General features: G+C 49.9%; 16 protein-coding genes and 1 pseudogene. 6 read left to right on the top strand and 11 right to left on the bottom strand.

Features of this window, described 5'->3' with window-relative positions:
- Positions 1 to 163: 163 nt before the first annotated feature.
- Entirely contained in the window at positions 164 to 445 is a 282-nt protein-coding gene (locus H8B09_RS10340) for a hypothetical protein (protein ID WP_191203416.1), read from the bottom strand.
- 12 nt (positions 446 to 457) lie between these two features.
- On the opposite strand from H8B09_RS10340, the gene H8B09_RS10345 reads away from it, so the two are divergent.
- On the top strand, positions 458 to 742 hold the full coding sequence (locus H8B09_RS10345; RefSeq protein WP_263576132.1) for a TetR-like C-terminal domain-containing protein: 285 nt from the start codon (positions 458 to 460) through the stop codon (positions 740 to 742).
- Between the two features lie 239 nt (positions 743 to 981).
- Complete coding sequence (locus H8B09_RS10350; protein WP_191203417.1) at positions 982 to 1,272, top strand: hypothetical protein; 291 nt, start codon at positions 982 to 984, stop codon at positions 1,270 to 1,272.
- A gap of 145 nt (positions 1,273 to 1,417) precedes the next feature.
- Here H8B09_RS10350 and H8B09_RS10355 read toward each other — a convergent pair whose 3' ends face one another.
- From H8B09_RS10355 to H8B09_RS10370, 4 genes are all read right to left on the bottom strand, one after another.
- Entirely contained in the window at positions 1,418 to 2,746 is a 1,329-nt protein-coding gene (locus tag H8B09_RS10355) for a DUF4129 domain-containing protein (protein WP_191203418.1), read from the bottom strand.
- The gene (locus tag H8B09_RS10360; protein ID WP_191203419.1) at positions 2,743 to 3,846 is read right to left on the bottom strand and encodes a DUF58 domain-containing protein; all 1,104 of its coding nucleotides are present in this window, start codon (positions 3,844 to 3,846) and stop codon (positions 2,743 to 2,745) included. The genes H8B09_RS10355 and H8B09_RS10360 overlap by 4 nt, the downstream gene beginning before the upstream one ends.
- A gap of 11 nt (positions 3,847 to 3,857) precedes the next feature.
- A complete protein-coding gene (locus tag H8B09_RS10365) occupies positions 3,858 to 4,820 on the bottom strand; it encodes an AAA family ATPase (RefSeq protein ID WP_191203420.1) in 963 nt (320 codons plus the stop codon).
- A 64-nt stretch (positions 4,821 to 4,884) separates the two neighbouring features.
- Entirely contained in the window at positions 4,885 to 9,501 is a 4,617-nt protein-coding gene (locus H8B09_RS10370) for a DEAD/DEAH box helicase (RefSeq protein WP_191203421.1), read from the bottom strand.
- 184 nt (positions 9,502 to 9,685) lie between these two features.
- Here H8B09_RS10370 and xerS point away from each other — a divergent pair, with 184 nt between their 5' ends.
- Both xerS and H8B09_RS10380 read left to right on the top strand, forming a co-directional pair.
- Positions 9,686 to 10,762, top strand: a complete 1,077-nt coding sequence (gene xerS / locus H8B09_RS10375; protein WP_191203422.1) for a tyrosine recombinase XerS — start codon at positions 9,686 to 9,688, stop codon at positions 10,760 to 10,762.
- A gap of 22 nt (positions 10,763 to 10,784) precedes the next feature.
- Positions 10,785 to 11,789, top strand: a complete 1,005-nt coding sequence (locus tag H8B09_RS10380; RefSeq protein ID WP_191203423.1) for an LLM class flavin-dependent oxidoreductase — start codon at positions 10,785 to 10,787, stop codon at positions 11,787 to 11,789.
- An 89-nt stretch (positions 11,790 to 11,878) separates the two neighbouring features.
- Here the strand turns inward: H8B09_RS10380 and H8B09_RS10385 are convergent, their stop codons facing one another.
- The 5 genes and pseudogenes from H8B09_RS10385 to H8B09_RS10405 form a co-directional block, all read right to left on the bottom strand.
- Complete coding sequence (locus H8B09_RS10385) at positions 11,879 to 12,238, bottom strand: hypothetical protein (RefSeq protein WP_224753449.1); 360 nt, start codon at positions 12,236 to 12,238, stop codon at positions 11,879 to 11,881.
- Between the two features lie 26 nt (positions 12,239 to 12,264).
- Positions 12,265 to 12,629, bottom strand: a pseudogene (locus tag H8B09_RS10390) (DUF1572 family protein).
- 63 nt (positions 12,630 to 12,692) lie between these two features.
- Positions 12,693 to 12,950, bottom strand: a complete 258-nt coding sequence (locus H8B09_RS10395; protein WP_191203425.1) for an HAD family hydrolase — start codon at positions 12,948 to 12,950, stop codon at positions 12,693 to 12,695.
- Between the two features lie 125 nt (positions 12,951 to 13,075).
- Complete coding sequence (locus H8B09_RS10400) at positions 13,076 to 13,423, bottom strand: VOC family protein (protein WP_191203426.1); 348 nt, start codon at positions 13,421 to 13,423, stop codon at positions 13,076 to 13,078.
- 37 nt (positions 13,424 to 13,460) lie between these two features.
- Positions 13,461 to 14,297, bottom strand: coding sequence for an alpha/beta hydrolase (locus tag H8B09_RS10405; RefSeq protein WP_191203427.1), 837 nt, complete (start codon positions 14,295 to 14,297; stop codon positions 13,461 to 13,463).
- 176 nt (positions 14,298 to 14,473) lie between these two features.
- On the opposite strand from H8B09_RS10405, the gene H8B09_RS10410 reads away from it, so the two are divergent.
- A complete protein-coding gene (locus tag H8B09_RS10410) occupies positions 14,474 to 14,710 on the top strand; it encodes an H-type small acid-soluble spore protein (protein ID WP_191203428.1) in 237 nt (78 codons plus the stop codon).
- 58 nt (positions 14,711 to 14,768) lie between these two features.
- Here H8B09_RS10410 and paiA read toward each other — a convergent pair whose 3' ends face one another.
- The gene (gene paiA, locus H8B09_RS10415; RefSeq protein ID WP_191203429.1) at positions 14,769 to 15,287 is read right to left on the bottom strand and encodes a spermidine/spermine N(1)-acetyltransferase; all 519 of its coding nucleotides are present in this window, start codon (positions 15,285 to 15,287) and stop codon (positions 14,769 to 14,771) included.
- Positions 15,288 to 15,690: 403 nt separating this feature from the next.
- On the opposite strand from paiA, the gene H8B09_RS10420 reads away from it, so the two are divergent.
- Positions 15,691 to 16,086 carry a MerR family transcriptional regulator gene (locus tag H8B09_RS10420; RefSeq protein WP_191203430.1) on the top strand — a complete coding sequence of 132 codons (396 nt, stop codon included), beginning with the start codon at positions 15,691 to 15,693 and terminating at the stop codon, positions 16,084 to 16,086.
- The last annotated feature ends 24 nt before the right edge of the window (positions 16,087 to 16,110 follow it).

Genomic DNA, 16,110 nt, shown 5'->3' on the forward strand with positions numbered 1-16,110 from the left:
TCCGCTCCCACCTCTCCACGGCATGGTGTATATATCCAGTATTGCCTTCGACAAAACATGCTAAACGAATCAAAGCCAACGAGCCCCCTCAGAACTTAATCTGAAGGGGCTCTCCTGTTAAAGAATATGTTAGCTATGCATACTTATTGTGGGCTTGATTCACTTACAGCGGCCTTGCTTTTTTTTTGAAAGCGGAAACGATCACAAGCACTAACCCGATCGCTGCAATCCAAGCCAGTACGGAAAGACTTGTTGAAGCTGCATCCACTTCATTGAAGTACATCGAATTACGCATACCAGACGCTGCGAACCGGAACGACGTCCAAGTATACAGCCAATCATGTGTCGTTTGCGGTAGAAACTCTGGCGCCAGGTTTACAACCGGCAGCGAGAAGAGCATGAGCCTTACCCGAATCTCGTACGCCTGCTTACGGAATTCGCGCATAATGTTGATTTCCTGAAGGTGATGCTTGGCCCCAAGGGCGATCCCTCATTCGCCCAGCGTATCATGACCGAATTCACAACACGAATCAGCAGCCGCCTCGCACTCTGGCAGCCTAGCGATGAGAACATGCTCATTCCTCGCGATTACTTAATCGCGTATGTATCCTCCGCCAACTTCGGTGTTGTGAAACACTGGCTGGAGATGGATGCTAAGCTGCCACCTGAAGAACTGACCCTTATTCTAATGCGTGTATCGAATCTTGGCCCGATGACAATGACAGGGTTGACAACGACGTGATGAACCTGATGGAACGTAAAAAGCAGCGACGCACTAGTACCGGATTCGATTCGGCACTGGTAGTCACTGCTTTTTTTCTTTCATTTGTTGACTCATCGTTCGAAATGCGCCATCTCGAATACCAACTTCAACTCTCTGCTAATTCTTGTTCGGCTGACGGGATAGCTTAATCACTTGGCGAATAAGAATATACGATTCACTTGTTTTATTGAATGCGATAAAGAATGGAGGCTATTGAGGTGAAAGCAATTAATAAACTTGTATTACTGATACTAGCAGTTTCTCTTATCGTTATGATCACAGGTTATGTGCGGCTCAACAATTCAGTTTTGTGGGGGAGCCAGAAATTAATTAACTATATAAGGGTGGAAACGGGTGGTGGTATGGACGCTAATCAAGCCAATATATTTTTGCAAAACTATATAGAACAATATAAGTGGAGTGGCAGCATACTGTTAACTCTTGGTGGGATTACATGTATTAGTTGTATCTTTGCTTTATTGTATAATAATCGTTCAAGATTACGCTGACGGGAAGATAGCTCAATGATACGCCTTTTCACCAACACGGTTTCCTACGGTCAATTTATCAACATTAGAATTTAACATAGCCTAAAAAAGGAGTATCAGCCATAGGGCATAATACTCCTTCGAAGTTTACCTAACTTATTCGCTCTTATCTCTTCTTCCCTTGCTGCTGCTCCATTTCGCGTGCTTGCTCCGCCTCCCGGGTGTCGATTGCCGAGCTGCTGTAACGTGCGCGCTCATACAAATCAACAAGCGGCTGCGGCAGTGAAGGAGCGTGACCTTGGTTATGCTGAAGCTCCACAGCCGTCTCTCGTGGCGTTAGCTGCGGCTTAGCCGAATAACCGTGACGTTCCCGACGAAGCAGCGCAGTGCGATACAGATCACGAATGCGCGCCGCATTGTCCGGCAGCTTGTCCCACATATCTTCTGTACGGCCTTTGAACATCGATGCAGACCATCTGCGCAGACGGGAGCTTCCACGTTCATGCTCGACTTGTTCGATTTCGTCCTCATAGCCGACATCCGTCGCTGTCATTCGTTCCTTCCGAGATAGTCGCTGCAACCATTGTTCAACCAGTCTTGCAATGAACGGCACCTTGCGCAGCAGCGTATACACCAGCCAAATGACAAGGAGGACTGAGAGTATGCCTCCTACGAACATGAATATCTTCTCCAGCAACTCCATGAACCAGCTTGGATCTGATGGCGGCTCCACCACAAGATTATTGGGTGGATCTTGTTCAGGCGGCGTGGCTCGCTGCGGATCTTCGGACGACGTCGCGAACAAACGGCGCAGCAGCGCAGTAAGCGAATCAAACAAACGGCTTACCATGTCACCGATCCAGGAGATCGAGGTAACGAGCAGCGCAATGATCGCGACAATCGTGACGAGCACACGGTTTTGTCTAACGATAGAGCGGGAAATAGGTGCTCCGCTGCTGCTATCTGAATACGATTCTTTATTCATATTGCTGTTATTGAATATGAACAAACACAAGACGAGGGTCAACATCCCTCCAATGTTCATGAGCCATACATAACTTTCGTGCTCTGTATCGCTCCGGTACCAGAAGGTGATAATCAAGTACGCGAAAAATGACGATATGAAGTAAAATTGATGAAACGACAGCATCTGACCGTTCGCAGGACGAATCGTTCCTTGTATCATGAATAACCCGTACAGGACTGCAGTCAATATTCCTTCGCCTGTTAATCCGAATCGATAATAAACATACGCTAATACGAATACAACGATGAGCGTCTCTGGAATCCATCTTCGCCATTTGGACAAGAGCCTGCTTATCGCATCGCCTGCCAGATGGACGAGCGGCAGAAGAGCAATCCACAGCACACGTTCTTCAGATGGAATGGCATAGAGTGCAAGTGCGACAATGGCAGGCAGCAGCAGCAAGGTCAGGAAGCATGCCCGAGCAAGCATACGCAGTCCAATGCTCCACCTTGCATTCCGGTTCATCATGAAGCATTCGCCTCGCTCTCCGGAAGCAGATTCCTTACAACGATGCGGTGACCTTCGATAGATAGCCGATCGATTGCTTCAATGACACGATCATCCGTATACGTTGTAAGCAGCAGTAGATCAGTTGGACGATCCAGTCGCTCTGCCAACAACTTCAGATAATCATGGAACGGCAGCTGTCGCTCGACAAGAAGCATCGACATCGTTTCTAGCAACGCGTATAGATGCGGTTCTCCGCCAGAAGGCGGTACGTAGACCTCGGACTGAAGATCGTCCACCAGAATACCATTACTGGCGAATCCCGCTTCCATGCCGTTACGGATCAAATGACTCGCAGTACCTGCTGCGATACGAATACCCTGTTCGATCGTCTCCACATCGTTAATGGTCCTCCATACTTCTGCATGATCTTCGACATTCAGGACGATCAGTACGTTGTAATCCGCCGTTGTGTCGAGCTGATGCACCTGCAAATCGCCTGTACGCGCAGTTGCGCTCCAGTTCACCTGACGAAGTGAGTCGCCTGCACGGTAGGGACGTACGCCGATTCGGCGGAATGGATCTTCTACAACCCAACGTTTCACCGACATATCGCCCTGCCAGCTTCGCGGAGGAAGGGCAAGATCATCCGGAAGCACTAGCTGCGGATAGACAATTAACTGTTCAGAGAAGGTCATCGTGTTAGAATCTGCACTGAGCCCGAACAGATCGCCTGCAGACAAAGTCACTGTCGAGAGCTTATAACAGCCACGCCGAATAGCGGTTACACGGTGCGTTCGCCGAATCCGCCGCCAAGGCATTAAACTGAAGAAGCTCCGATGGTTTTGTAGAAACTGTCCCGAACTAATATCCAAGTTCGTCGAGTGATCGTGACCGAACCGGAGCGATGAGCTGAGCAGTGATTCAACGCGCAGCCAAGGGAGCGGGAATCGTTTCTCGTTCGTGATCGTCTCAACAAGCGCCACTTCATCGCCTTCAAAGCAAGTTCGACGGTCGAATTGCCGAGAGTACCGTACGCGGTGCAAACTCATTATTTTGAATACCCGATTCTGAATGATTACGATGAAGACACTTATAATAAGAAACCAATACGCCGTCATCTTCCGCTCTCCTAAGAGCGAAGCTGTTCGGCAGGAACTAGGGCGCCGTCCAGCACACGCTCGATAATGCGTTCTGCTGCCAATCGATCGCCGCGCACTCGCGCCGAACTCTTCAGAACAAGGCGATGCGCCAGCGCCGGTACAGCAAGTTTCTTCACATCGTCTGGTGTAACAAAATCCCGCCCGCTCAGCGCTGCCTGCGCCTGAGATGCTCCCATTAACGCTTGCATCGCACGAGGGCTAACGCCCGTTGCCACTTCCTCAAGCTCACGTGTTTTCTCGCCAATTACAACGATGTAGCGAAGCACATCCTCGTTAACCTCGATCTGTGATACAGCACGCTGCGCTTCAACAATCGCATCAGCCGATGCGACGGGCTGCAAGCTCTCCAGCGGCTTCGTTCCTTTGAAGCGGCTTAGAATGCGTACACTTTCCTCCGTCGTTGGGTATCCCATATGAAGCTTGAACAAGAAGCGGTCAAGTTGTGCCTCTGGAAGCGGGAAAGTACCTTGCTGTTCGATCGGATTCTGTGTAGCGATAACCATGAAAGGCGGCTGCAGCCGATGCGTCTCGCCGTCAATACTAATCTGCCTCTCTTCCATACATTCAAGCAGAGACGATTGCGTACGCGGTGTTGCACGGTTAATCTCGTCGGCAAGCAGCAGGTTCGCAAATAAAGGTCCTGGCCGGAATTCAAATTCTCCAAGCTTCTGATTATAGAAGTTAATGCCGCTTAGATCAGAAGGCAGCAAGTCAGGTGTGAACTGAACGCGCTTGAAACTGCCGCTGATTGATAACGCTAGCGACTTCGCGAGCAGCGTCTTGCCCGTACCTGGTACATCCTCCAGGAGTACATGCCCGGAGGTGAGCAAGGCGATAAGAAGCTTGTCTATCATGGCCTCCTTGCCTACGATGACTTGTCCAACATTCGTACGGATTTGATCGGCTAATGCTTGAACGGAATGGATGCTCATAATCAGTTATCTCCTCTAATGGTTATCTATTTAACTGCATTAACGAACGTTTAATCCCTTACCTTTAGCGAAGCGCACTTGGCCATAACACAAGCCGTTGACCGTCTCGTTCTGCGCCGATTCCCCGCAGCTCGCTGCTGACCGCACAATCCAACACTGGTTGGCCGTTCCACAGCTCAATTACGATCTTGGACAATCGCTGGCGTCTCATGATCGCTGCCAATGCGGCCCGTAGATCATTCAACGCAGCTTCATTCGTCATAACCTTACCACTTGCACCCTCGTTCGAACCTTCATCAGATAATGGTGACAATGAACGGTCTGCCGAAGTGTCCATCATGTGTATGCGTCTGCCGTTATTTTCGATCCAGAACAACCACTGGTCGCCGCGAAGCACGAGGAAGTGTCCCGCTTTACGAGCGAATGCGCAAGCCGCATCGGTCGGCCAATCCGCGATAATGCCATAAGGATTCGCAGGATCTACGGATGCGAGCACGGTCACCGTGCTGTCAGCCGATAACGGCACAGCCGCTTTCACCGATTCCGCAATCTCAGACGTCGTGAACTGCATCGACGCTTCGCCATCCACGAACGTCCCGCGCGTGATGGTGCCCCACTCTTCCAGCTGCTTCAATACAGGAAGCATTCGATCCCAAGGCAGCGGCGATACGGCAGCAACCAGCTCTTTGGTTACAATGCCATAATTATCGAGCAAATGACGAACCCAATGCATGGCCGATGATTGAGCTTCACTTCCCGCTTCTTGATGAGCAGGCGTTCGAGAGTTGTTATCACGCTCAGCAGCTAACCCACCAGTCCAATACCAACGGCCAAGACCAGAGCCGGAGCGTGCCCAGTCCGCCTGCTTCTTGCCTGCATGAAGCCTGAGCGGGGCGAACTGGTCGTTGGACGCTTGGCCCTCCCATACGAGCCCTAGCAAATTCGTCAGCATGTCGGTTGGCGATTGGCCTGCATCGCGAGCCAGCTTCGTCAAGAAGCTGGCTCCGCCATCTTGCAGCTGTCGAAGCAATTCAGACTGAGACGAAGCTTGCGTATCTAGTTCAGCAAGGTAAGGCGCATACAACGGTTTACTCTCTGCAAGGAAGAAGGCAACCCTGCCTTCCTTCTCGCCATTCGTCCTCCTGCCCAGCCAAATGACATCACCTGTTGCGCACAACAGATCCAATTGCTCTGGCCGATAATCCAACAATCGCGATGGGAAGATAATCGTCTCCCAGTGCGACAGCGGCAGAAACAGTCCTTGCAGCTTGCTGATAACCGCCCGTAGACCTTCTTCGCCACGCTGCTGCGTGCCGCTAAGCGCGTATTGACGCATCGCCATCTGTACGAACCAACGATTCGGATGCGCAGGCTGCGACCGTTTGCGCGCTTCACCGATCGACAGTCGGATAAGACGCTGCGCTGTACGCCGTCCTGTCCACAGCCGTTCATCCGGCCCATCAGCGAAAGGCGCTTGCTCCACCTTGCCTTGTTCAATCAGCGTATCGACCGCTTGATGCGCTTCCTGAAGCGTAAGCGTTGGATAACGATCACATAGTGAAGGTTCCGTGAACGATAGCTCATGCTCAGCATAACGACCAATAATAAACTGAACAGATGACGCCTCCGCCGGAAAATGAGCATAAACCTCAAGCTCATCCCGGCATATCCAGCGCCGTACACCATCTGCTCCATCGGTATCGCCAAGCGTTACCTGCACGATGGCACCACGCTCGATCAGCTCCGCGATCAAAGGGAGCACCGCTTCACCGCCAGCTTTCACAAGCTCATCGGTCCCCATGTCGCCGCGCTGCTTCAGCAAGGAGAGCACATCGTCCGGGGCCGTAAGCTGCCCGGCAAGTTCGGCCATTCTACGGCGCTCGGCTTCCAGGAGTTCCGCGGTTACTGCGCCTCGAACAGCCTCTTCGCCGAACAAACTGCCCGCTAGCTCGCGGCTGACGTTCAACAGCTGCATTCGCAGGTTGTCGTCCAACCCGTCGCCTTCGTAGATCCGCATACTGACATAGTCCGCGATGAACTGCGTCGCCATCGGTGATGGATACTGAGTCTCGCGGATTTCGAAGGCGATTTCGCCCGTACCGATCGCTTGCAGTACCTTGTGCAATCCATTCACATCGAGGAAACGGTTCAAGCATTCTCGCATTGCTTCATCCAAGAACGGAAACTGCGATGCATACGGCATCGCTTCGGTAAGCAGCTCCTCGCTGCGAAGCCGTTTTTGCCAGAGCGGTGTCCTCGTGAAGCTTCGAGACAGCAGCAGCGAGGTTTCCGCTAGGTGGCGGAATGCGATGGACAGCAGCGGCGAGCCTGTGATGGCCTCCATAATGAGCGGCTCCACATTGCTCGGCGTGACATGCCAGATGGATTGCAGCCAGGATGGATCCCACTCCGATAACACGAACTCAATCCCATTGTCCTTCGCATTGCCATACAGCCGATACGGCAGCAACTGCTCGAACTGCCGCTCGATAGCGAGCAGCCATGTTCGATTCAACCTTCTGCCCAGCCAGTTGTGAATAATGACATGCGTCTTATTCGAAACGTCTTGATAGTACTCGACGATAATCCGTCGATCGGTCGGCAAACCAACGAAAGCATGCTGTGCATTCACATATTCAACCAGGCTGTTAGCCGATGTACCATCCATGCCGTATGATGTCATCAGCCAATCGGCCGTTTCATTCTCAGCAACCGTTCGAAAATGGGGCTGATCATCCATTACAGATGGTTGATCAGCAGTGGAAGCCGAATCTGATTCGATATCTGTACGGCCGATAAAGGAATCACGCCGGGAGCCGTCTCCCATTGATAGCCGATCTTCCATCTCCCGTATAAAAGCGCCAATCTTCAGCCCTAGCTCCGACGTACGGCCTTGGGCTTCGTTATTCCAGAACGGAATCTCGCTGAAGTTGTTGCCCGCTTCCGTCACATAGACACGCTCGCGGTCAATACGGCGAATCATCCAGCTATTCGTGCCAAGCTGGAACACATCACCAACGTTGCTCTCGTGTACATATTCCTCATCGAGCTCCCCTAGATGAACGCGGCTCTCCAGATGGTGGACTGGATAAGCCGAACTACTTGGAATCGTTCCCGCTCCGGTCAGCGCTGCGATACCACTGCTCCGTCGTCCTGACAGCACATCTGTATCTCGATTCCAGTCGAGCAGCGGACGAGCGAATGGATAGAAGCCGCTCAGCACCTGCAGCATAGCAAGCAATCTCGAATATGGGATTAACCGGAACGAATCGCTGCGTGAGACAAGGTGATAAAGTGCGGTTGTCGTCCATTCTCCGCCAGCTACCATCGACACCGTGTGCTGGGACAGCACATCAAGCGGATGACGCGGAATCTGGATCGGTTCAATCTCTCGTTCCGCGACGAGCTTCGCTAGTACGGCCGATTCGGCCAGCGTCCCTCGCTGCCGTACAACAATGGCGCCCCGGCTCACATCGCCTACGGAGTGACCGGCGCGGCCGATCCGCTGAATGCCGGAAGCAGCGTCAAACGGCGGGTCGATCTGTATGACGAGATCGACATGCCCGACATCGATGCCAAGCTCAAGCGATGACGTTGCGACGATGCAGCGCAGCTCGCCGGACTTCAGCATTCGCTCGGCTTCAAGCCGCCGCTCCTTCGCCAGACTGCCATGATGCGCGCGGCTCAGCTCGAAGCCAGCGGCATCATTAAGCCGCAGACAGACGCGCTCGCACAGTCGTCGGCTGTTGACGAAGATGAGCACGGTTCGGCAGCCCTCCATGAGGGCGAACAGCCTCTCCAGCAGCGGCTGCCATACCGCTTCGCGCGTCGTCATCGGCTTGGACAGATCGGGCATCGTCACGAGCACCTGCATGGCCTTCGTCATTGCGCTCTCGACTATAGCGACTTGTCTTGGCGCGTAACCGAGCGGGTGCGGCATCCGCTCATCTTCATCCGCATCGGACGGCAATTCAATCGAAGCCGTATCGATTAATGAATCATTCACTGCTGGTTGCCAGCCACCTAAGAAGCGCGCAACACGCCACATCGGCTTCTGCGTAGCTGATACGCCAATCCGCTGAAATGGTTGATCGCATAGATCAGCAAGCCGTTCCAGCGACAGCGAAAGATGCGCTCCCCGCTTGTCCGATGCAAGATCATGAATCTCGTCCACCACAACGTATTGGACGGTGCGGAGCATCGCTCGGCCCTGCTCGGATGTAAGCAGAATATAGAGTGATTCCGGCGTCGTAAGCAATACATCCGGCGGCCGCTTCGCCATCGACGCTCGCTGGGATGATGGCGTATCGCCCGTTCGAACCGCGCAGCGGATACCGGGCCAATTCGGTTCCCGGTCCGCCGCGCTGCGGTCAATCGCTTCTATGAAAGAGACGAGATTATAGTGCACGTCGTTATTAAGCGCTTTCAGCGGTGAAAGGTACAGTACCCGAACGCCGGCGCGCGGCTTGGACGATTGTATTTTGCCAAGAACAACGTTATTAAGACATGGCAGCAGAGCGGCCAGCGTCTTGCCTGAACCGGTAGGTGCTGCAATCAACGTATGCTGACCGTCTTGAATGGACGCCCAAGCGCGTATCTGTACATCGGTCGGCTGACCGAAAGCATCGCTGAACCAATCGGCTATGACGGGGTGAAAGGTTTGTAGCGGTGAGTTGTTCAACGCGTGATCAGCTCCTGCTTAATCTTCTTATCTCCTTGATTATACCAGCTGCAGGCGGTTCAATCTATGACATGCAGCTACAATTATCGAATACTTGTTCTCCCTCGCGAAGCAGGCGTATAATGGTAAAGATTACGAACGGGCCGCAGCCGCCCATTCCCGAAGCAAGGAGCTGACCGCCGACATGAACGTCATTAAGATTAGAGACCGCCAAGAGCTGGACCGGAAAGTGCCGCTCATGCCTTGGTATGTCGACAAATTCATTCAGTTCAAGCTGCCTGACCTGTCGCCTTCTTCGCTGCTGGAGTACGTGCGCGATTATGATACCTTCTTCTCCTACCTGCTGGCGGAAGGACTTGCAGAAGGCCCTTCTATTAAGGACATTAAGCTTGAAGAGCTGGAACGCCTCCATATGGACAGCATCGATTCGTTCCGTATGTTTCTGATGACGAGAGTTGAGCATAACAATAAGCGGGTATCGGTTACACGCAAACTGTCCTCGCTTCGCTCGTTGTTTCATTATTTGAGCCAGATTGCCGAGGATGAGGATTTCTACCCTCTGCTCAAGCGCAATGTTATGGCCAAAGTGTCGATCAAACGCACACATAAGCCGAAGGACACCGCTGCCAAGCTCGAAGGTAAATTGCTGCAGGAAGAAGAGATTACAGCTTTCCTCGCCTACGTCAGTCATGATTACGAGCATGATGTCGCGACGAACAAGCAGGCGCTGTACAGCTATCAGCTGAATCGTATCCGCGATACGTGCATTATCAGTCTCATTCTGCATTCCGGCCTGCGTGTCTCGGAGGTCGTGAATCTGAACGTGGACGATATCGATTTGAAGAAGAAGCTGACTTATGTGTTCCGAAAAGGTAAAAATGACGATACGTTCAAGACGCCCGTATACTTCCGTCAGGATGCCGTCGACGAGTTGACCAGCTACCTGCAAATTCGCGACACTTCATATAACGCACCGAAGCGGGAGAAAGCCCTATTCCTCGCCATTGCCAATGGCAAGAAGGAAGGTTCGCGGATGACGAAGCGGGCCATTCAAGAGATGGTCATCAAATATGCGAAGCGATTCGGCAAGCCTTACTTATCGGTTCATAAGCTTCGGCACTCTTTTGCAACGGACTATTATTTGCGCAATGATATATACAAGACACAGGAACAGCTAGGCCATGCCTCGCCTGAGACGACGCAGATCTATGCCCATCTGACCGACCGGACGATGGCTGAAGCGATTGACCATAATTCATAAGCAGAGATGAGGAGAATACACCATGAAGCTAAGCGTACTCGACCAATCCCATATTGCAGAAGGCCGCACGGCTAAGGATGCTTTAATGGAGACAACACGGCTGGCACAGGAGGCCGATCGTCTCGGCTTCCATCGCTACTGGATATCGGAACATCATGCGACAAGAGCGCTCGCGCATTCCAGTCCGGAAGTATTCCTCGCCCATCTGGCGGCACACACGAAGCGTATTCGACTCGGTTCGGGCGGCGTCATGCTGCCGCATTACAGCGCTTATAAAGTAGCGGAGAACTTCCGCTTGCTTGAGGCGCTTCACCCTGGCCGGATCGATATCGGCCTTGGCCGTGCACCAGGCGGCATGCCGCTCTCTACGCGCGCCCTGCAAGAAGGCAAATTCACGACCATCGATCGCTATCCGCAGCAAGTGGCCGATCTGATCACTTACTTGCGTGACGAGACAGGTCCAACGCATGCGTACCCAGGTTTATTGGCCGCCCCAGTCATCGAGACGATGCCCGAGCTGTGGCTGCTTGGCTCCAGCTTCGAGAGCGCGCGGATCGCAGCTAGACTCGGCCTGGGCTTCGGCTTCGCACAATTCTTCGGCGTGCCAGGCGGCGAGGAAGCGATTCGGGGATATCGAGCGAACTTCCAGCCATCTTCGTTCAACGACAAGCCGAACGCACTTGCGGCCGTTGCAGTCTTCTGCGCGGATACGGAAGAAGAAGCTGAGCGTATCGCCAAGAGTACTTCTCTCTTCTTCCTGATGCTACATCGTGGTGGCAGACTCGACTACTTCCCTTCTGTTGAGACGGCTGAAGCGTATCCGTATGACGAGATCGATATCGAGTTTCTCAACGGTCGCCGCAGCAATATGATTGTCGGGACCCCTGATATCGTCAAGCAGAAACTCGAAGCTGTCCGAGAACGGATGGACGCCGATGAGCTCATGATCGTTACGAACACGCACAGCTTCGAAGCGCGTATTCGCTCGTTCCAGCTTGTTGCAGAAGTGTTCGGCATGGAGGGTTAACTAGTTAGTTTCATAAAATGTGAAAGCGGCCTGCACAGTAGGTGATCCCTCACCGTGTGCAGGCCGTTTTTTTGTAATGTCCTCAACAACTACAAAGTGTTCAACAGTTCTTTTGTTTCTTTTATAGAGATATTTATGTATGCCATGATTCGCTCTAAACTATAGAGTTCCAATGATTCAGGTTTGTCTAGTAGGTGCTCTTCCTCTATTAAATCGTTATTAAGTTGATTTGCTATTTCAGGAATGCATCCAGCATATAGTCCTGGAATAGTTACCATTCCTATTTCAGATAGGTTGAGGAGTGGAGTTAATTTATAATGCTGTGATAGAATCTTGTTCAACTTTTTGAAATCTCTATACCCTTGTTCAACAGCAACTTGTCTTTCGTTCTCTGGAAGGGGCCTAATGAACGTGAACATAAAATGTAATCTACATAGAATGGATTTCACCCCGGGATTTCTCCGGATGGTTATTATTAAAAAGTCTTCTTATAAATTGAAGTCGTTGTATACGACGATCCTAAACATATCTTTGCTAAGTAAAGAATTTGACCAAGGTGTTCAGAATAGTGGCTTGCACACTGTTGTAACACTTCATAAACGGATTACTAAATTCATTTTCTCTAGATCTCACGTCCTCATAACCGTGGAGACCTGTGCCAATCCTTTGATGAATATTCCCTTCTATATGAACGACTAGATTTGCAATAGTATTACTTTCATCATTGGGTCGATAACTTAATTGGTCATTTTCTAATTGATCTATCCCTTTCTTGAGGGTATCTCTGATCTCTTCAAACTTGCTTACTAACTGAGCAAATATTAAACTATATATCTCCATGGATTCACTCCTATCGCATTTCACTAAAATTTCGTTAATTGGATTAAATATCCTGCGTACTAATTAAACGACAATAGCCTGCTTGGCTGTTTTCGATCTGCAAGTAACCAAAGCGCCGTTGTAATACACGATGTAGTCTGCTAAAGGAAACGCCTTCAAAAAATGATTAGCTGCTCTCGGCGGCCGCGCCGTAGCAATAATAATAGGAATGCCGGAATCATAACATCTCTTGACCGCCTCATAATTCCTAGGAGAAATTGATTTATCACTACTGAGCAAAGTTCCGTCCAAGTCCAGTACAATAGCCTGTATATTAGTCATCTACTATCCTCCCGTAAAGAATTTAAATTGGTAAGATAATACTCTTCTATTCAGGTGTCGTCAACACCAAAAAAGCCGATATCCATGGATACCGACCTTTAGCTTGATCTCGTTAGGATTACGCTTCATTTCTCCCAAAGCTCGATTAGTCGACCTTCAGGATCTTTGATCCACACAAACGTACCATAATCAGTTACCTCTTTATCCTTTGCTAGAGGGACACCGATCTGTTCTAGATGCTTGATCGTTTCGTTTACATTATGCACTTGGAAATTTAGCATCACTTGCTGGTCTGGTGGAAAATAACTATCGTCCTCCGTAAAGAATGAAAAGATAGTCTCGCTTCCTGAATCGGATTTGATCACAGTTCCATTCCAGTTATCGATTTCAATCTGCAGCACTTCACTGTACCATTTCTTAATAAGTTCAAGGTTTTGGGTCCTCCAGAAGATCCCTCCGAAGCCTTTAATCATCTCTTCATCTCCTTTCTTTGATTCAGTACGTTGTACTTTATGGTTGCATCAGCCAACGGTAAGCCTCTGGGAACAACAGGCTCCACGTTGATTCTTGATGAGTTCCGCCCTTTACGTAATCGAATCGAATGCGGTTATCTGGAACCCCTGTTGCAATAAGCGTCTGATGGACCAGTACCACATGCTCGTGGGCAGCTTTATTAAATTCGGGATTGTCGGACTCCAGTTCGCCGATGCTCAGATAGAGGAGCAGTTCAGAAGAAAGAACCGACTGCTGGATCAATTCGATGATAGCACCATTATCGTGCCACATTACGAATGAGATCCCGCCTACTCGCGCGAATTGATCCGGATAGCGTAATGCGATGTACAGAGAGACATAAGCGCCGAACGAGCTTCCGATTAACATCGTATGCTCGGGTTCGCGAAGCGTCCGGTACTGGCTGTCGATATAGGGTTTGAGCGTCTCTGCTATGAACTCGGCATAAGCCTTACCTTTGCCGCCGAAGCCATATTCTGCGTTTATCGTAAAGTTATATTCATTATTGCGCTCCTTGCCTCCGTGATCGATAGCGACTACGATGGCTTCAAGCGCCGGATCTTCTAACGCCATGCGCTCCAACGTTTCATCAACGCCCCATTCGTTTCCCCATGACGTCGCTTGATTGAATACATTCTGGCCATCATGCATATACACAACCGGGTAGCTCCGATCCCCATGGTGATAACTCCCAGGCAAATAAATCCAGACTCTCCGCTCGATCTGCAGCTGTGGTATCGGGAAAGCTTCGATAATCCGGACATCACCGGTAATCGTGTGATTGAGTTCGTCTGTAAGTACTTCTCTCCAAGGCATAGCAGCGTTAATCGTCATGAATGGCACTCCTAGTAAGTGTTTTACTAGAATCGTAACCTGCGGCCCATCCGGATGCAATGGATGCAGAATAAAAAAGCCGCGGCATCGCGACTTAGGAACAAAGAGGTTGTTGTTTCCTATAGATGGATAATCGTTAAGGTATATGTAAATACTTAACAAGAGGTGATGACATCGTGGATACATACAGAGCGAAGGAGATTGCTGATTCTCCGGATATCGTAATCGTGTCGTACTTAGGCGTTCCTGTATTTATCGAACAAGTGAACATTGGCGCTGGCACAGCGAGAATTCATCCGTTAGCCAATCCAGACGAGGAGCAAACCGTGCCCGTCGATGTGCTAATGGAACAATCCAATGATGATGATGATGAGTTTAATACCCCGGACGAATTTGACACAACGCTAGTATGAGGAACTGAAACCTATAATATTAGGAGGAAGGGACAAGGCTCTTGTCCCTTTTTTGCAGTTATTGGAGCGATCTGGTCATCAGCCAATCGATTTGTTCTTCATCTCCCATAAAGAAAGAATGCGTCCCGAATTGAACAAACCCCATTTTCTTGTAAAAGGCGATTGCATTCTCATTGTTCTCCCACACGCCTAACCAAATTTTCTCCTTATTCAGCTCAATGGCAACTTCTACTGCTTTATTCAGCAGAACTTTGCCTAATCCGTGTTTCTGATAGCTGCTTCTAACATAGATTCGCTCAATCTCAAGGGATTCATCCCCCATGTCTTCAGATTGAGCGCGGTTGGTGTTGATTTTCATATATCCAGCGACTTCATCGTTCATATAAACGAATAGGAATTGGCAATCGCTATTGAGTAATTCCTGTTCCAATTGTTCCTTATTAAACGCTCTACTCAGATAAGCATGGAGCTGCTCAGGTGAATTCTGATCTTTGAATGTGTCGTGAAAGGTTTCAATGCTAACCTCTCGTAGGAGACTTGCGTCTTCAAAGGTACACTTGCGGATTTGTATCGTCATTGCTTCATATCACTCCTTTAAATCCACTCGCTTCCGTATATAACTTAACGTAATTTTGTTGCATTTGCAACATGATGGATTTCATTTGCTAGAGCAGGAATGACAATTACATCCGGTTGTCTTGCAAATAGCTCCGCGTTTATGGCTTCTTCGATAAACAACAGCTCCAGCTCCTATTACTAGAATAATGGATAGAACGCCAACGCTTAGCGGGTTCAGAAAGAACGATGATAATCCAAGAACGGCAGCACCTCCAATGAGCGGCAACGTGCAGCATAAAGCACAAGCAGCGATTATTCCTAAACCAGCGAACCATTCTCTCTTCTTCATTTACATCACCTTCCATAGAAGTTATACTCGGATCATAAAACTTAAAGCTAACTTTAAGTCAAGAGGTGTTGTTATGGCTGAATTAGGTATTGGGCAGCTTGCTGCTTTAGCTGGATTGAATGCATCTGCGCTCCGATATTACGAATCGGTTGGACTTCTTCCCGCTCCAGTACGCAAGAGCGGTCAACGACGTTATGATGATCGGCTTCTTGAACGCATTAACTTTATCAAGATTGCGCAGCAAACCGGTTGTACGATTCAGGAGATATCCGTATTGTTAGAAGGGTTTGAATCGGATGGCTCGATCTCGGATCGATGGGAGCAATTAGCGATGAAGAAACGTTCGGAGCTTGAACAACGGAAGCAACAGCTTAATTCGATGATCCAGATACTCGATAGCGGATTAACGTGCAAATGCCTCTCTTGGTCGGAATGTATAGACAAGATCGAAACGAATGGAACTTGCTGATTTTATAATAAAATAATTCATTTG

This window comes from Paenibacillus terricola, assembly GCF_014779765.1.
GTDB classification, from domain to species: Bacteria; Bacillota; Bacilli; order Paenibacillales; family Paenibacillaceae; genus Paenibacillus_T; species Paenibacillus_T terricola.